The 14,239-nt window shown below is 62.0% G+C and carries 14 protein-coding genes; 5 read left to right on the top strand and 9 right to left on the bottom strand.

Annotation, left to right across the window (positions count from 1 at the left end):
* Nucleotides 1–172: 172 nt before the first annotated feature.
* From zapE to V5F23_RS04715, 3 genes are all read right to left on the bottom strand, one after another.
* A complete protein-coding gene (gene zapE / locus V5F23_RS04725; RefSeq protein WP_042728267.1) occupies nucleotides 173–1,267 on the bottom strand; it encodes a cell division protein ZapE in 1,095 nt (364 codons plus the stop codon).
* A gap of 101 nt (nucleotides 1,268–1,368) precedes the next feature.
* On the bottom strand, nucleotides 1,369–2,724 hold the full coding sequence (locus V5F23_RS04720) for a tryptophan--tRNA ligase (RefSeq protein ID WP_042728266.1): 1,356 nt from the start codon (nucleotides 2,722–2,724) through the stop codon (nucleotides 1,369–1,371).
* A gap of 24 nt (nucleotides 2,725–2,748) precedes the next feature.
* Nucleotides 2,749–3,378, bottom strand: coding sequence for an alpha/beta fold hydrolase (locus V5F23_RS04715; protein WP_042728265.1), 630 nt, complete (start codon nucleotides 3,376–3,378; stop codon nucleotides 2,749–2,751).
* Between the two features lie 147 nt (nucleotides 3,379–3,525).
* Between V5F23_RS04715 and V5F23_RS04710 the strand changes: the two genes are divergently transcribed.
* Nucleotides 3,526–3,963 carry a DUF1043 family protein gene (locus V5F23_RS04710; RefSeq protein WP_042728264.1) on the top strand — a complete coding sequence of 146 codons (438 nt, stop codon included), beginning with the start codon at nucleotides 3,526–3,528 and terminating at the stop codon, nucleotides 3,961–3,963.
* A gap of 228 nt (nucleotides 3,964–4,191) precedes the next feature.
* Here the strand turns inward: V5F23_RS04710 and V5F23_RS04705 are convergent, their stop codons facing one another.
* Together V5F23_RS04705 and V5F23_RS04700 are read right to left on the bottom strand one after the other, a co-directional pair.
* Entirely contained in the window at nucleotides 4,192–4,926 is a 735-nt protein-coding gene (locus tag V5F23_RS04705; protein ID WP_018604257.1) for an OmpA family lipoprotein, read from the bottom strand.
* 241 nt (nucleotides 4,927–5,167) lie between these two features.
* Complete coding sequence (locus V5F23_RS04700) at nucleotides 5,168–6,343, bottom strand: aspartate aminotransferase family protein (RefSeq protein ID WP_042728263.1); 1,176 nt, start codon at nucleotides 6,341–6,343, stop codon at nucleotides 5,168–5,170.
* A gap of 98 nt (nucleotides 6,344–6,441) precedes the next feature.
* On the opposite strand from V5F23_RS04700, the gene V5F23_RS04695 reads away from it, so the two are divergent.
* The 4 genes from V5F23_RS04695 to V5F23_RS04680 all read left to right on the top strand — a co-directional run bounded on the left by V5F23_RS04695 (nucleotide 6,442) and on the right by V5F23_RS04680 (nucleotide 10,140).
* Nucleotides 6,442–7,359 carry a LysR family transcriptional regulator gene (locus tag V5F23_RS04695; protein ID WP_212803427.1) on the top strand — a complete coding sequence of 306 codons (918 nt, stop codon included), beginning with the start codon at nucleotides 6,442–6,444 and terminating at the stop codon, nucleotides 7,357–7,359.
* 114 nt (nucleotides 7,360–7,473) lie between these two features.
* Nucleotides 7,474–8,487, top strand: a complete 1,014-nt coding sequence (locus V5F23_RS04690; RefSeq protein WP_042728271.1) for a sensor domain-containing diguanylate cyclase — start codon at nucleotides 7,474–7,476, stop codon at nucleotides 8,485–8,487.
* 66 nt (nucleotides 8,488–8,553) lie between these two features.
* Nucleotides 8,554–9,297 (top strand): DUF72 domain-containing protein, encoded by a 744-nt coding sequence (locus V5F23_RS04685; protein WP_338497695.1) that lies wholly within the window; start codon nucleotides 8,554–8,556, stop codon nucleotides 9,295–9,297.
* A 138-nt stretch (nucleotides 9,298–9,435) separates the two neighbouring features.
* On the top strand, nucleotides 9,436–10,140 hold the full coding sequence (locus V5F23_RS04680; RefSeq protein WP_042728260.1) for a hypothetical protein: 705 nt from the start codon (nucleotides 9,436–9,438) through the stop codon (nucleotides 10,138–10,140).
* Between the two features lie 203 nt (nucleotides 10,141–10,343).
* Here V5F23_RS04680 and cyoE read toward each other — a convergent pair whose 3' ends face one another.
* From cyoE to cyoB, 4 genes are read right to left on the bottom strand one after another with little or no spacing between them, the layout of a single operon-like run.
* The gene (gene cyoE, locus V5F23_RS04675) at nucleotides 10,344–11,231 is read right to left on the bottom strand and encodes a heme o synthase (protein ID WP_025211928.1); all 888 of its coding nucleotides are present in this window, start codon (nucleotides 11,229–11,231) and stop codon (nucleotides 10,344–10,346) included.
* Nucleotides 11,232–11,242: 11 nt separating this feature from the next.
* Nucleotides 11,243–11,578, bottom strand: coding sequence for a cytochrome o ubiquinol oxidase subunit IV (cyoD, locus tag V5F23_RS04670; RefSeq protein WP_025211927.1), 336 nt, complete (start codon nucleotides 11,576–11,578; stop codon nucleotides 11,243–11,245).
* Nucleotides 11,579–12,205 (bottom strand): cytochrome o ubiquinol oxidase subunit III, encoded by a 627-nt coding sequence (locus V5F23_RS04665; protein ID WP_042728257.1) that lies wholly within the window; start codon nucleotides 12,203–12,205, stop codon nucleotides 11,579–11,581.
* Nucleotides 12,206–12,208: 3 nt separating this feature from the next.
* A complete protein-coding gene (cyoB, locus tag V5F23_RS04660) occupies nucleotides 12,209–14,239 on the bottom strand; it encodes a cytochrome o ubiquinol oxidase subunit I (protein ID WP_042728256.1) in 2,031 nt (676 codons plus the stop codon).

Below are 14,239 nucleotides of genomic sequence, written 5' to 3'. Positions count from 1 at the left end.
ATCCACTGTGGGAGCGGGCTTGCTCGCGAAGGCGGCGGTTCAGCAGCACTGATACTGACTGACACGACGCCATCGCGAGCAAGCTCGCTCCCACAGGGTTATGCAGTGAACGGCTAAATCTCCCGCGCACAAAAAAGGCCTGCAATCGCAGGCCCTTTTTTATGCGAACGCCCTACGGCTTGTGCGCCCGCGACAGGAATTCGTGGGATTGCATTTCCAGCAGGCGACTGAGGGTGCGCTGGAATTCGAAGGTCAGGCGACCGCCGGTGTAGAGGTCCTTGAGTTCGACTTCCGCCGAGATGATCAGCTTCACGTTACGGTCGTAGAACTCGTCGACCATGTTGATGAAGCGACGGGCGATGTCGTCGGTGGTGACGCTCATCTGTTCAACGCCACTGAGCAGCACGGCGTGGAAGATCTTGCCCAGTTCGATGTAGTCGTTCTGACTGCGCGGGCCGTCGCACAGTTCGCGGAAGTCGAACCAGGCGACGTCGTCGCAGGTGCGGATGGCGCGAATCTCACGGTTCTCGATGATCAGCACGTCATTTTCGATGGCCTGGGTGCATTCCGGCGTCAGGGCGCGGAAGCTCTTGCGCAGGCTTTCTTCGGCGGCGGCATCCAGCGGGAAGTGGAACAGCTCGGCTTGCTCAAGGTGACGCAGGCGGTAGTCGACGCCGCTGTCGACGTTGACGATCTCGGTGTGTTCCTTGATCAGCGCAATGGCCGGCAGGAAGCGTGCGCGTTGCAGGCCGTCCTTGTACAGGCCGTCCGGGACGATGTTCGAGGTGGCGACCAGGGTCACGCCGTTCTTGAACAGCTCTTCCATCAGGGTGCCGAGGATCATCGCGTCGGTGATGTCGGACACGAAGAACTCATCGAAGCAGATCACCCGGGTTTCCTGGGCAAAGCGCTTGGCGATGATGGTCAGCGGGTTCTTCTCGCCACCCAGGGTCTTCATTTCCTCGTGCACGCGCTTCATGAAACGGTGAAAGTGCGTGCGAGTCTTTTCCTTGAAGGGCAGCGCTTCGAAGAAGGTGTCCACCAGATAGGTCTTGCCACGGCCCACGCCGCCCCAGAAATACAGGCCCTTGACCGGTGCCTGGTCTTTTTTGCCGAACAGTTTGCCCAACAAGCCTGGCTTGTTGTTCGACGCGGCGATCAGGTCATCGTACAGGCGCTGCAAATGGCGCACCGCCGTTTCCTGGGCTGCGTCGTGGAAGAACTCCGGGCGTTTCAGATCAGCTTGGTATCGTTCTAGGGGCGTCATATTCGTTAGCAAGGCAACAAAAACGGGCCGTCACTGTAGCGATGGCCCAAGGGAATGGCAATCGGCCCGTATTCGGGCCGATGGTCGGGTGGTCCGCTGGATCAGTCTTGAGCGGGCGTCAGGGCGACGCGCAATGCATCGATGGCGGCATCCCGGGCGGTGCTGTCGGAAAACTCCGGGCTGTGCGCCACACAGTCGTCGTCCAGCCACACACTGAAGCCCAGCTCGGTGTTGCGCACATCCAGCGGCTGGCCGGCCTGCAACTGCTTGGTGGCCTGGCCGGCCGCCTTGCCATCGGCAAAATGACGGGACAGCAACAGTTGTTCACCGTCGGCCGCCAACAGACGGAAACGGAAGCTGCCGTCGTCTTCGCGGAAACTGACGAAGCGTGCCGCCTTGGCAGCCTTTTTCTTCGTGCCGGCTGCCACCTGGACCTGGCTGACGAACGAACGCAGGCCAACGGCCTCACGCAGCTCATTGAGGAACGGCGTCGCCACGGCGCGGGCTTTCTTCGCGCCCAGTTGCAGGATGTCCTCGAGGTCCGACGGACGCTCGATGAGTTGGTGATAACGCTCGCGGGCCTCGCCCAGCTCGCTGTCGAGCAACTGGAACAGGCGATTCTTCGCCTCGCCCCAACCCAGGCCCTGCAGCAGTTCACTGCGGAACCCAGCCGCCTGGTCGGGCGTGGCGAAGGCCTGGAACAGGGTGAACAGGTGCGCGTTGTCCGGGTCCTTGGCTTCGCCCGGTGCGCGGGAGTCGGTGACGATCCGCGAGATCGCATCCTTCATGTCCTTGGCGCTGCTGAACAACGGAATGGTGTTGTCATAGCTCTTGGACATCTTGCGCCCGTCGAGCCCCGGCAGCGTGGCGACGCTTTCTTCGATCAGCGCCTCAGGCATGGTGAAGAACTCCTTGCCCTGGCCGAACAGGTGATTGAAGCGCTGGCCGATGTCGCGGGCCATTTCCACGTGCTGGATCTGGTCGCGACCGACCGGCACCTTGTGGGCGTTGAACATCAGGATGTCGGCGGCCATCAACACCGGGTAGCTGTACAGGCCCATGGTGATGCCGGCATCCGGGTCTTCGCCGGTCTCGACGTTCTTGTCCACCGAGGCCTTGTAGGCGTGCGCACGGTTGAGCAGGCCCTTGGCGGCGACGCAGGTCAACAGCCAGGTCAGCTCGGGGATCTCGGGAATGTCGGACTGGCGATAGAACGTCACGCGGTCCACATCCAGGCCACCGGCCAGCCAGGTCGCGGCGATTTCCAGGCGCGAGCGCTGGATGCGCAGCGGGTCATCGCACTTGATCAGGGCGTGGTAGTCGGCCAGGAAGTAGAACGAGTCGGCATTGCTGTCGCGGCTGGCGACGATCGCCGGACGGATGGCGCCGGCGTAGTTGCCCAGGTGCGGGGTGCCGGTGGTGGTGATGCCGGTCAGGATACGGGTACGAGTCGTCATGGGTTATCGCTTGTCAGACTGCTGTCAATTCGAGAGGCGCGGCAGGATCAGATCCTTGAGATCGGTCAGCTTGCCATGAAAAAAGTGTCCGCATTCTGCCACTTTCAGCAGCTCATGGGGGCGTTGGAGCGCGTCGGACCATTCGTAGACGAGTTGGGGGTCGACGACTTCGTCGGTTTCCGGCTGGATCACGGTCAGTTCGCCGCCCACAGGCAAGGGCGATTGCGCGTCCAAACGCATCACCGCCGGGGCCACCATGAACAAGTGCTTGAGCGGTTGCCCGAGGGCTTCCAGGCGCCCGCCAAGGCTGGCCGCCACGAATCCGCCGAACGAGAAACCGAAGAGCGTCAGTGGCAGTTGCGGGTATTTTTCCCGCAGCCACGCCGCCGCGGCCTGGGCGTCGTCCACCTCACCGGTGCCCATGTCATGGCTGCCAGCGCTGGCACCGACGCCACGATAATTGAAACGCAAAGTCACCAGGCCGGCATCCCGGGCAGTGCGCTGCAGGGTCGAAACCACTTTGTTGAGCATGGTCCCGCCCTGCACCGGGTTCGGGTGACAGATCAGCGCCAGGCCACGCGGGGTCTCGCTGTCCAGGTACAGGGCTTCCAGTTGGCCCACCGGGCCGTCGATGAATACAGGGGTTTCGCGCATAAGCAAGGAAAGAACTCCGTGACCTCGAATAGGGTCAACTCGTCTAGCTAAAAGTCTGTGCCTGGCATGATTGCGATGTTCGTCGCGGTATACAGCGCAGGTCCGAGCCGTTAACGTAAAGCAAAGCCGTTTATAGAGGAAGGACTCGTGGAACACTCGCTCTTAGTTTGGTTGTTGCCGACTCTTGCCCTGGTCGCGGGTGTCGCCATTGGATTCCTGCTTGCCCGACTGCTGCCCAACGCGGTGCCCAACAGCACCCAACGTCAGCTGGACGACATTCAGGAACGTTTCGACAGTTATCAGAATGAAGTGGTCACCCACTTCAACAGCACCGCTTCGCTGGTGAAAAAACTCACCCAGAGCTACCAGGACGTACAGGATCATCTGTCCGAAGGCGCCAACCGCCTGGCCCTGGACGAACAGACTCGCCAACGCTTGCTCGCGGCCCTGCACGCCGACGCAGGCCAGGCGCCACGGGAACGCCTGACCCCGCCAAGAGAGGTCCAGGAACCGCCCCGGGACTACGCGCCCAAAGCCCCCAATTCGCCGGGCATGCTCGATGAGCATTACGGCTTGAAGAAGTAACGCCGGCCACCAATAAAAAGCCCGCCCGATCACTTGATCGGGCGGGCTTTTTTAGCCCAAGAAAATTCCTGTGGGAGCGAGCTTGCTCGCGATGACGGCGGCACATCCCACATCACCGGTTCAGGCAGACCGCTATCGCGAGCAAGCTCGCTCCCACAGGGGGTGGCGCCAGCCACAAAAAACGGGGGCCATGTCTGCATGGCCCCCGTTTCATTTACCGCACAGCCGTTATGGGTACTGCTGGTAAGTCTGCCCCTGCTGCTGTGGCGCCTGGTACTGCTGGCCGGGGATGGCCTTGAGGTTGACTTCGACGCGGCGGTTCTGGGCGCGACCATTGACGTCGGCGTTGCTGGCCACGGGGTTGTCCGGGCCGGCGCCACGGGCGCTCAGGTTGGCGCCGCTCACGCCCTGGGACGTCAGGTAGGTCGCCACGCTTTGTGCACGACGCTGGGACAGGTCCATGTTGTGCTGGCGACTGCCGGTGCTGTCGGTGTAACCGACGATCTCGATCTGGTTCTGGTTGAACTCCTTGAGGGAATTCGCCAGGTTGTTCAGCGGCTGGTAGAAGCTGGACGCGATGTTCGCCGAGTCGGTGGCGAAGGTGATGTTGCCTGGCATGATCAACTTGATCTGGTCACCCTGGCGCTGCACTTCAACGCCGGTATTGGCCATGCTCGCGCGCAGTTTCTTTTCCTGCTGGTCGGCGTAGTAGCCGTAGCCGGCCGCGGACGCCCCGACCACCGCCGCACCGATCAACGCGCCTTTGCCACGGTTATCGTGGCCGATGGCCGCGCCGGCCAATGCCCCGGCCAGGGCGCCGAGGCCGCCGTACTTGGCGGTCTTGCTCATGCCGGAAGATTCCGTGGAGGCCTGGCCCTGGTTGTCATAAGGGTTAGGCGATGCGCAACCGGACAACAAGGCCACAGCGGTTGCGACGACGATCAAGCGACGCGAGGTGAACATGGAATGCTCCTGGTTTGAGTCTGGAGTGCCAGGGCGTAGGCAACCGACTCTGGCTGGCGTTTGAACGCGCCAATCGGCAAAAATTCCGTCCCGCTGCGTTTCGCCTGGCTGCGCTGCCTTGTGCAAGGGCCGCGGCTCAGGGCTTGGTCACCCGGTGCCGATGGCCGTCGTGCGGCCCGATGTGCAAAGCCGATGGGTGGGGGCCCTGATCAGCGCCCCCCCCCCTGGTCTATTGGCGAGCTCAGCCCTCGACGAGGCTGCGGGCCACGCCCCTGACGATCATCTCCACTTCCCGCCCGTCCAGGGTCAGTGGCGGCAGCACGCGGATGATCTTGCCGCGGGTGACGTTGATCAGCAGACCGTGATCCCGGGCCGCGCGCAGGGCCAGGTCGCGCACCGGTTGCTTGAGTTCGATGCCGATCATCAGGCCCTGGCCACGGATCGCCAGCACATTCGGGTTGTCCGCCAACTCGGCCCGCAGCCGGCTGAGCAATTGCTCACCCTGACGCCGGGCGTTATCCACCAGCCCTTGCTCCTCGATAATCGCCAGTACCGTGCAACCGGCCCGACAAGCCAAGGGGTTACCGCCAAAGGTGCTGCCGTGGCTGCCGGGCGTGAACAGCTCGGCGGCCTTGCCCCGGGCCAGGCATGCGCCGATGGGCACACCGTTGCCCAGACCCTTGGCGAGGGTCATGACGTCCGGCACGATGCCCTCGTGCTGGAACGCGAACCACTGGCCCGTGCGACCGATGCCCGTCTGGATCTCGTCGAGCATCAGCAGCCAGGCCCGGCGGCTGCACAGTTGACGCAAGGCCTTGAGGTAACCGGGCGGCGCGAGTTGCACTCCGCTTTCGCCCTGGATCGGCTCGACCAGTACCGCGACGATGCGATCGGCATGAGCCCGCTGGACGTCCTCCAGCGCGGCGAGGTCGCCAAACGGCACCTTGATGAAATCCCCCGGCAGGCGGTTGAAACCCAGGCGCACCGACGGGCCATCGCTGGCAGACATCGTGCCCAGGGTACGACCGTGGAACGCGTTGTCCATGACCACCACCAGCGGCTGCTCCACGCCCCTGTGCCAACCATAGAGCCGCGCCAGTTTCAGCGCGGTCTCGTTGGCCTCGGCCCCCGAATTGTTGAAGAACACCCGCGTAAGCCCGGACAGTTCGGTGAGCTTGTGCGCCAGGCGTTGCTGCCAGTCGATGCTGTACAGGTTGGACGTGTGCAGCAACAGGCCGGCCTGTTCACTGATCGCCGCCACCAACCTGGGGTGGGAATGGCCAACGTTGGTCACCGCCACGCCCGCCACCGCATCAAGGTATTCGCGACCGTCCTGGTCCCACAGGCGCGTGCCCAAGCCGCGAGTGAAGCTCAGCGCCAGGGGTTGGTAAGTGGACATCAGGCAGGCTGCGGTCATGACATCAAGCTCCATCGGGTGGTTTTTTCCAGTATGGTTAGCCACCCTTGCTGGATAAACGCCGCTTTACTTCAATCATTTAAAAGCCGAGCTTGATAATGGACCTGTTCCAGGCAATGACCGTCTACGTGAAAGTGGTGGAAACCGGCAGCCTGACCGCTGCGGCCCAGGCGTGCGAAATGTCCACCACCATGGTGGGCAATCATCTTCGCGCGCTGGAACAGCGCCTGGGTGTGCGCCTGATCAACCGGACGACCCGACGCCAGCGCCTGACCGAATTCGGCTCGACCTACTATCAGCGCTGCCTGGAAGTGCTGGGGCTGGTGGCCGACTCCGAACGCCTGGCCGAACAGACGCAAGGCGAACCCACCGGCACCCTGCGCATCACCGCACCGCTGACCTTCGGCACCGAACGCCTGGCCCCGGCACTGGCGGATTTCAACCAGCGCTTTCCCCAGGTCAAGCTCGACGTGGTGCTGACCAACCAGCGCCTGGACCTGCTCGACCACGGGTTCGATGCCGCCATCCGCTTGGGTCATCCCGATCCGAAGATGATCGCCCGGCCGTTGATGGACTACACCCTCACCGTCTGTGCGTCCAAGGCTTACCTGGCTCGACGAGGCACACCAAGGCAACCCGCCGACCTGCAACAGCATGACTGCCTGTCGTTCGCCTACTCGGCGGGAGACGAGTGGCGCTTCGCCCAGGACCACTGGCCGATCAACGGGCCAGAGGGCGAAATCAAGGTGCCGGTGAACGGCCCCATGCTGATCAACAGCTCTTCCGGCCTGCACCGTGCCGCGCTGGCCGGCATGGGCGTGGTGATGCTGCCCGACGCGTTGGTGGCCCAGGACCTGAAGGAAGGACATCTGGTGGCGCTGCTGCAGGATTACCAATTGCCCCATCGGCCCATGAGCCTGATGTACGCGCAGGATCGCTACCGTTTGCCGAAGCTGCGCAGTTTTGTCGAGTTCGCCCTGCAGCGTTGGGGTAAACCTCGAACAGCGGCCGAATGAGCGCATGACGAGGCTCGCCCGGACGCCGTGCGGCGCTAGTGGCGCACCGCCCCATCGGCTACTCTGCAACCGCGAACGAGCATTTTGATATCAAGGTTGATTGAGGGACGCATGATGGGAAATGCCTCGAACATGGATGCGTTGCGGTTCGACTTGTCGGACCTGGACGAAGGCGTGCTGCACACCATCCTGGAGCTGGTCAGCGACGGCATCTGGGACTGGAACGCCAATACCGGTTTCGTCTACCGCAACCCCGGCTGGTACACGATGCTGGGTTACCCGCCGCATTCCCTCAACAACACCGTGCTGACCTGGGAAAACGTGATCCATCCCGAGGACTACCCGCGGGTGATGGCGTTGTTCGACGATTACCTGGAGCAGCGCTCCACCGGCTACCAGGCCGAGTACCGCTGCCGCATGCGCGACGGCGGCTGGCTCTGGATCGAAGACCGCGGCTACATCATTGCCCGTAACGCCGACGGCACGGTGGCGCGCATGCTCGGCGCCCACCGCAGCATCGACGACAAGAAGCGCCTGTTCGAACAACTGGAGCGGCGCAATTCGTCATTGGAAGCGGCCATCGAAGAGCGCACCCGCGAGCTGTCCCGGGTCAACCAGCAGTTGCAGGTCCAGCTCGATGAAAACCGCAGGCTGGCCGAAACCGACGCGCTGACGCGGGTTGCCAATCGCTATCGCCTGGAGCAGGCCCTGCCGCTGGCGTGCGAGCGCGCCCAGCGCTTTCGCGAGCCGTTGTGCCTGATCGCCATGGATGTCGATGACTTCAAGGACATCAACGATCGCTACGGCCACGCGTTCGGCGACGCGGCCCTGGTGCAAGTGGTGCAGAGTGTCCAGCGCAGCGAGCGTGACGGCGACTTGCTGGCGCGCTGGGGCGGCGATGAATTCATTCTGATCTTGCCCAACACCACCCTGGCTGACGCCCGGCTGGTGGCCGAAACCATTCGCCGTGGCCTGTCCGACCTGCTGCCGGTGGGCGACTTCCAGATCACCATGAGCTTCGGCGTGGTGCAGCGCCTCGACGATGAACAGCAGGCGGCGCTGCTGGACCGGGCGGACCAGGCGCTGTATCGCTCCAAGATGGCGGGCAAAAACGTGATCTGCGAGTAAAAAGAATGCAGCTTCGAGGCTCGTGAAACGGTCACAAGGGAATCCCCTGTCACCCGGTTTTCGACCTTGCCGACTCAATCCACTTCACCGTCTCGCGTTTACCTGGGCTGCGCCGGCTGGTCGCTGCCCCGGGAGCAGTGGCCTGCGTTTCCCGTCGAAGGGACTCATCTGCAGCGCTACAGTGCTCGATTCAGCGCCGTCGAGATCAACAGCTCGTTCTACCGCGCGCATCGCCCCGCCACCTACGCCAAGTGGGCTGACAGCGTTGCCCCCGGTTTCCGGTTCTCGGTCAAGGTACCCAGGCAGATCACCCATGAACGGCGCCTGATCGATTGCGAAGGATGGGTGGACGAGTTCCTGGGGCAGTGTTCGCAGTTGGGCGAAAAACTCGGGTGCCTGTTGGTTCAATTGCCGCCATCGCTGGCTTTCGATGACGCCGTCGCCCGGGCGTTCTTCACGGCCCTGCGTGACCGATACCAAGGCCCGACCGTGCTGGAGCCGCGACACCCGAGCTGGCTTGCGCCGCAGGCCATGGCGCTGTTGCAGGCCGAGCGCATCGGCCGTGTCGCAGCCGACCCATCGCCCTTGCCCGACGGCGACCAGCCCGCCGGCTGGCCGGGCATTCGTTACTACCGCCTGCACGGTTCGCCACGGATCTACTACTCGCCCTACGAAGACGCCTGGCTGGCGCACCTGGCCGAACAATTGAAGGCCGATCCGCACACGCCGACCTGGTGCATCTTCGACAACACCGCCAGCGGCGCCGCGACAGCCGACGCCTTGCGGCTGGTGAAGCTGTTGCGCGACTGAACACCGAGCCCGCCAACAAATGCGCACCGGCCAACGGTCCGACCGTGACAACGTTGCCCGCGTCCAATAGATTAGTCGGCCGGAAAAAGCTCAACGCCTTTCTCGCCTCATCCCGCTAACAGAAGTAGTGAAATTTCAATGTCCGATTCCAACACCGCTGAATCCGTAGTCACCCTCTCGTCCAAAGCGGAATACGAAAACTCCATCAATCTTTCACAGCATCTGCCCCAGGCCAAGAGCATCAGCGAGATGGTCCTGGATGCCTTCCAGTCGAACCGCGAAAGCGATCAGATCCGCGAACTGCGCACCGCCATCCGCCAGGCCCACGATGCGTTCGACGATGACAAGGCCTACGAACTGATGGGCCAGCTCAAGCAACTCAAGGACGCCGAAGCCGCCGACTTCGCGGCACTGGAGGACTTGAGCAGCCGCTTCCCCATCAGCCGCATACTTTCCAGCTACAAGGATGACCCGGCATTTCAGGAACTGGTCTATGGCCTGGCCTTGAAGGTCCTGAACCAGACCCACCAGGCCATCAGCAACCCGAGCGGCGGCAAAGGCAAGGCCTCGCGCGCCAAGAAGGACGCCGAAGTCTTTGTCATCAGCAAGGACGGCATCAGCGTCACCCTGCCCTTGCGCACCCCGCGCTCCAAGCCGAACGTCGACCGCGAAGCCTTCGAGTTCCTGGGCTTCAACTTTGTCGGCGAAGGCGATGACGCCGAGTTGGAAAGCGAAACCTTCCTGGACAATGACGGCACCGAACAACCGGTCACCCGCAAAAGCATCGTCACCGCCCTGCAACAGCAAAAGGCATTCGACGGCTACAGCATCGCCCAGCAATAACCTGTCACCCGAAGCCATTTTTTGTGGGAGCGGGCTTGCTCGCGAAGACGTCGTGTCAGCCAACATCACCGTCAACTGCGCCACCGCATTCGCGAGCAAGCCCGCTCCCACAAGGGTTCAACGGCGTTCACTGCCCCAGACACCGTCGCAAAAAAGCCCCGCGCTTCTCTCGAAGGCGGGGCTTTTTGTACAGCGTCTGAAGCTTAGGGTGCGTACGTCAGCAGCAGCTCACTGGGCACCTTGAAGTCCAGGGACATCATGACGCTCAGGGCGGTGATGGTGAAGATCGAGAACACGAACAGCTTGCGTGCCCAGACCGTGTCATCCACGGCCTTGTAGCCGGTCCAGGCCATGTACAGCCAGTACATGCCCATGGCGGCGGCGACGGCGAGGTAGCTCATGCCGGCGTAGCCGCTGAATGTCAGCATCAAGGTCGCCACGAGGAAGGCCAGGATATAGAGCAGGATGTGCTTCTTGGCCACCCGGATACCGCGCTTGACCGGCAACACCGGAATCGAAGCCGCCAGGTAGTCGTTGAAGCGGAAGATCGCGATGGCATAGGAATGCGGCATCTGCCACAGGCTGAACATCACCAGCAGCGTCAGCGCGGCCATGTCGAAGCTGTTGCTCACCGCGACGTAGCCGATCACCGGCGGCATCGCCCCCGACAGGCTGCCCACCAGCGTGCCGTGGACCGACTTGCGCTTGAGGTACAGGCTATAGAGGCCGACGTAGATCACAAAGCCGATCACCGCGAACAACGCCGCCAACGGGTTGGCCACCCGATACAGCAGCGCCACCCCGGCCACGCCCAGCACCGTGGCGAACGCCAGGGCCAGTTGCACCGGGATCAGGCCCTGGACCAGGGCTCGGTTCTTGGTGCGCTCCATCTTGATGTCGATGTCGCGGTCAATGCAGTTGTTGAACACGCAACCCGACGCGACCACCAAGGACGTGCCGATCATCGCCGCCAGGAAGATGGCCAGATCGACATGCCCTTTCGAGGCCAGGAAAAACCCGCCTGCCACAGAAAGCACGTTACCGAAAATGATCCCCGGCTTGGTGATTTGGATAAAGTGCTTTAAGGACATCCGGACTTTCCTCAGTGCGCCATCATGTTGGTGTGGATGCTGAACATGATCCACAACGACAGGCCGACCAGCAGGACAATCACGATCGCGGCAAAGACAAACGCGACCACGTTGTTGCGTTGGGCGGCGGAGCGGTCCAGGTGCAGGAAGTACACCAGGTGCACCAGTACCTGGACCACGGCGAAGATCAGGATGATCCACAGGGTCAGGCTCTTGGGCAGCGTCGGGTACATCACCAGGCCGAATGGAATGACGGTCAGGATCACCGACAGGATGAAACCGATGGCGTAGGACTTGACGCTGCCGTGGCCGGCGTCGTGGCCATCGTGGGAATGTGCGTTAGCCATTTACAGGGTCCCCATCAGATAAACAACGGTGAATACGCAGATCCACACCACGTCCAGGAAGTGCCAGAACAGGCTCAGGCAGCTCAGGCGCGTCTTGTTGGTAGCGGTCAGGCCGTTTTTCTGGACCTGGTACATCATGATCGCCATCCAGATCAGGCCGCTGGTCACGTGCAGGCCGTGGGTGCCGACCAGGGTGAAGAAGCCCGACAGGAAGCCGCTGCGGTTCGGACCGTAGCCTTCGGAGATCAGCATGTGGAACTCGTTGATCTCCATGCCGATGAAGCCGGCACCGAACAGGAAGGTCATGGCCAGCCAGCCCAGGACCTGGTTCTTCTTGCCCTTGAACAACGCCAGCATGGCGAAGCCGTAGGTGATCGAGCTGAACAGCAGCAAGGCGGTTTCGCCCAGTACGTACGGCAGCTCGAAGATGTCGTGGCCCGACGGGCCACCGGCGACGTTGTTTACCAGCACCGCGTACGCCGCGAAGATCGACGCAAACAGAATGCAGTCGGTCATCAGGTAGAGCCAGAAACCGAATACGGTCATCTCGCCCGAGTCGTGGTGATGGTCATCGTGCCCATGGTCATGACCATGGGCGTGTCCAACATTGGTCACTAAGTTCGACATGGTTTAAGCCTGTTCCAACGAGGTTTCAACACGGGTGGCGGAGGCTGGGATCTTCCCGGCCGCGACCAGACGTTTGTGCTGCTCGGCTTCGGTGCGCTCGATGACATCCACCGGCACCATGTAGCCCTGATCGTCACGGGCAGCATGAATCACGAAATACGCCACGGTGCCGACCAGGCTTGCGATGGCCAGCCACCAGATGTGCCAGATCATCGCGAAACCGAACACCGTCAACAGGCCGCCCATGACCACACCGGTGGCGGTGTTGTTTGGCATGTGGATCGGCTCGTACTTGGCCGGAACCTGGTACGCGGTACCGTTTTCCTTGGCTTCGGTGAACGGGTCGATGACGTCTGCTTTCGGCAGCACGGCGAAGTTGTAGAACGGCGGTGGCGACGAGGTCGACCATTCCAGGGTATGGGCATTCCACGGGTCGCCGTGTTCGCACATGTTCTCTGGCTTGTTGCGGTCGCGCACGCTGACATACAGCTGGATCAGCTGGCAGGCGATACCCACAGCGATCATCACCGCACCGAACATGGCGACGTACAGGTACGGCACCCACTCAGGGTTGGTGGTGGTGTTCAGACGACGGGTCATGCCCATGAAGCCCAGTACATAGAGCGGCATGAACGCGACGAAGAAGCCGGTGATCCAGAACCAGAACGCTGCCTTGCCCCAGCCTTCGTGCAGCTTGAAGCCGAACGCTTTCGGGAAGTAGAAGGCGAAGCCGGCGATATAGCCGAACACCGCACCGCCGATGATCACGTTGTGGAAGTGCGCGATCACGAACAGGCTGTTGTGCAGCACGAAGTCAGCACCCGGGATGGCCAGCAATACGCCGGTCATGCCGCCAATGGCGAAGGTCACCATGAAACCCAGGGTCCACATCACGTGGCTGGTGAAGCGCAGACGGCCCTGATAGATCGTGAACAGCCAGTTGAACAGCTTCACCCCGGTCGGGATCGAAATCAGCATCGTCGCCAGGCCGAAGAAGGCGTTGACGCTCGCACCCGAACCCATGGTGAAGAAGTGGTGCAGCCAGACCATGAAGCCCAGCACCGAGATCGCGCCGCTGGCGTAGATCATCGAGTGGTGGCCGAACAGTTTCTTGCCGGAGAACGTCGAGATGACTTCGGAGAAAATCCCGAAGGCCGGCAGGATCAGGATGTACACCTCGGGGTGACCCCAGGCCCAGAACAGGTTCACGTACATCATCGGATTCCCACCCAGTTCATTGGTGAAAATGTGGAAATCCATGTAGCGGTCAAGCGTCAGCAGAGCCAGGGTAGCGGTCAGGATCGGGAACGAAGCGACGATCAGCACGTTGGCCCAGGTGCAGGTCCAGGTGAAGATCGGCATGTCCATCAACTTCATGCCAGGGGTACGCATTTTCAGCACGGTGGCGAGGAAGTTGACCCCCGTCAGCGTCGTACCCAACCCGGATAGCTGTAGCGCCCAGATGTAGTAATCCATCCCCACGCCCGGACTGTATTGCAAGCCCGACAGCGGCGGATAGGCCACCCAACCGGTCTTGGCGAATTCGCCAACGCCCAGGGACAGGTTGATCAGCACCACGCCGGACACCAGCAGCCAGAAGCTCAGGGAGTTCAGGAACGGGAAGGCAACGTCACGCGCGCCGATCTGCAGCGGCACTGCAAGGTTCATCAGGCCGGTGAAGAAAGGCATCGCCATGAAGATGATCATGATCACACCGTGGGCGGTGAAGATCTGGTCATAGTGTTCAGGCGGCAGGTAGCCAGGCGAACCCTCGGTGGCCATGGCCAACTGGGTACGCATCATGATGGCGTCGGCAAAACCACGCAGCAGCATGACCATGGCGACGATGATGTACATCACGCCGATTTTCTTGTGGTCGACCGAGGTCAGCCACTCGGTCCACAGGTAGGTCCACTTCTTGAAGTAAGTGATACCCGCAAACAGCGCCAGGCCACCGAGCGCGATGATGGCGAGGGTCACCATGACAATCGGCTCGTGGAACGGGATCGCTTCCCAACTTAATTTACCAAACAT

The organism is Pseudomonas sp. WP18 (genome assembly GCF_036689585.1).
Classification (GTDB): domain Bacteria; phylum Pseudomonadota; class Gammaproteobacteria; order Pseudomonadales; family Pseudomonadaceae; genus Aquipseudomonas; species Aquipseudomonas chlororaphis_E.
This window is presented reverse-complemented; position numbering and strand designations above follow the sequence as displayed.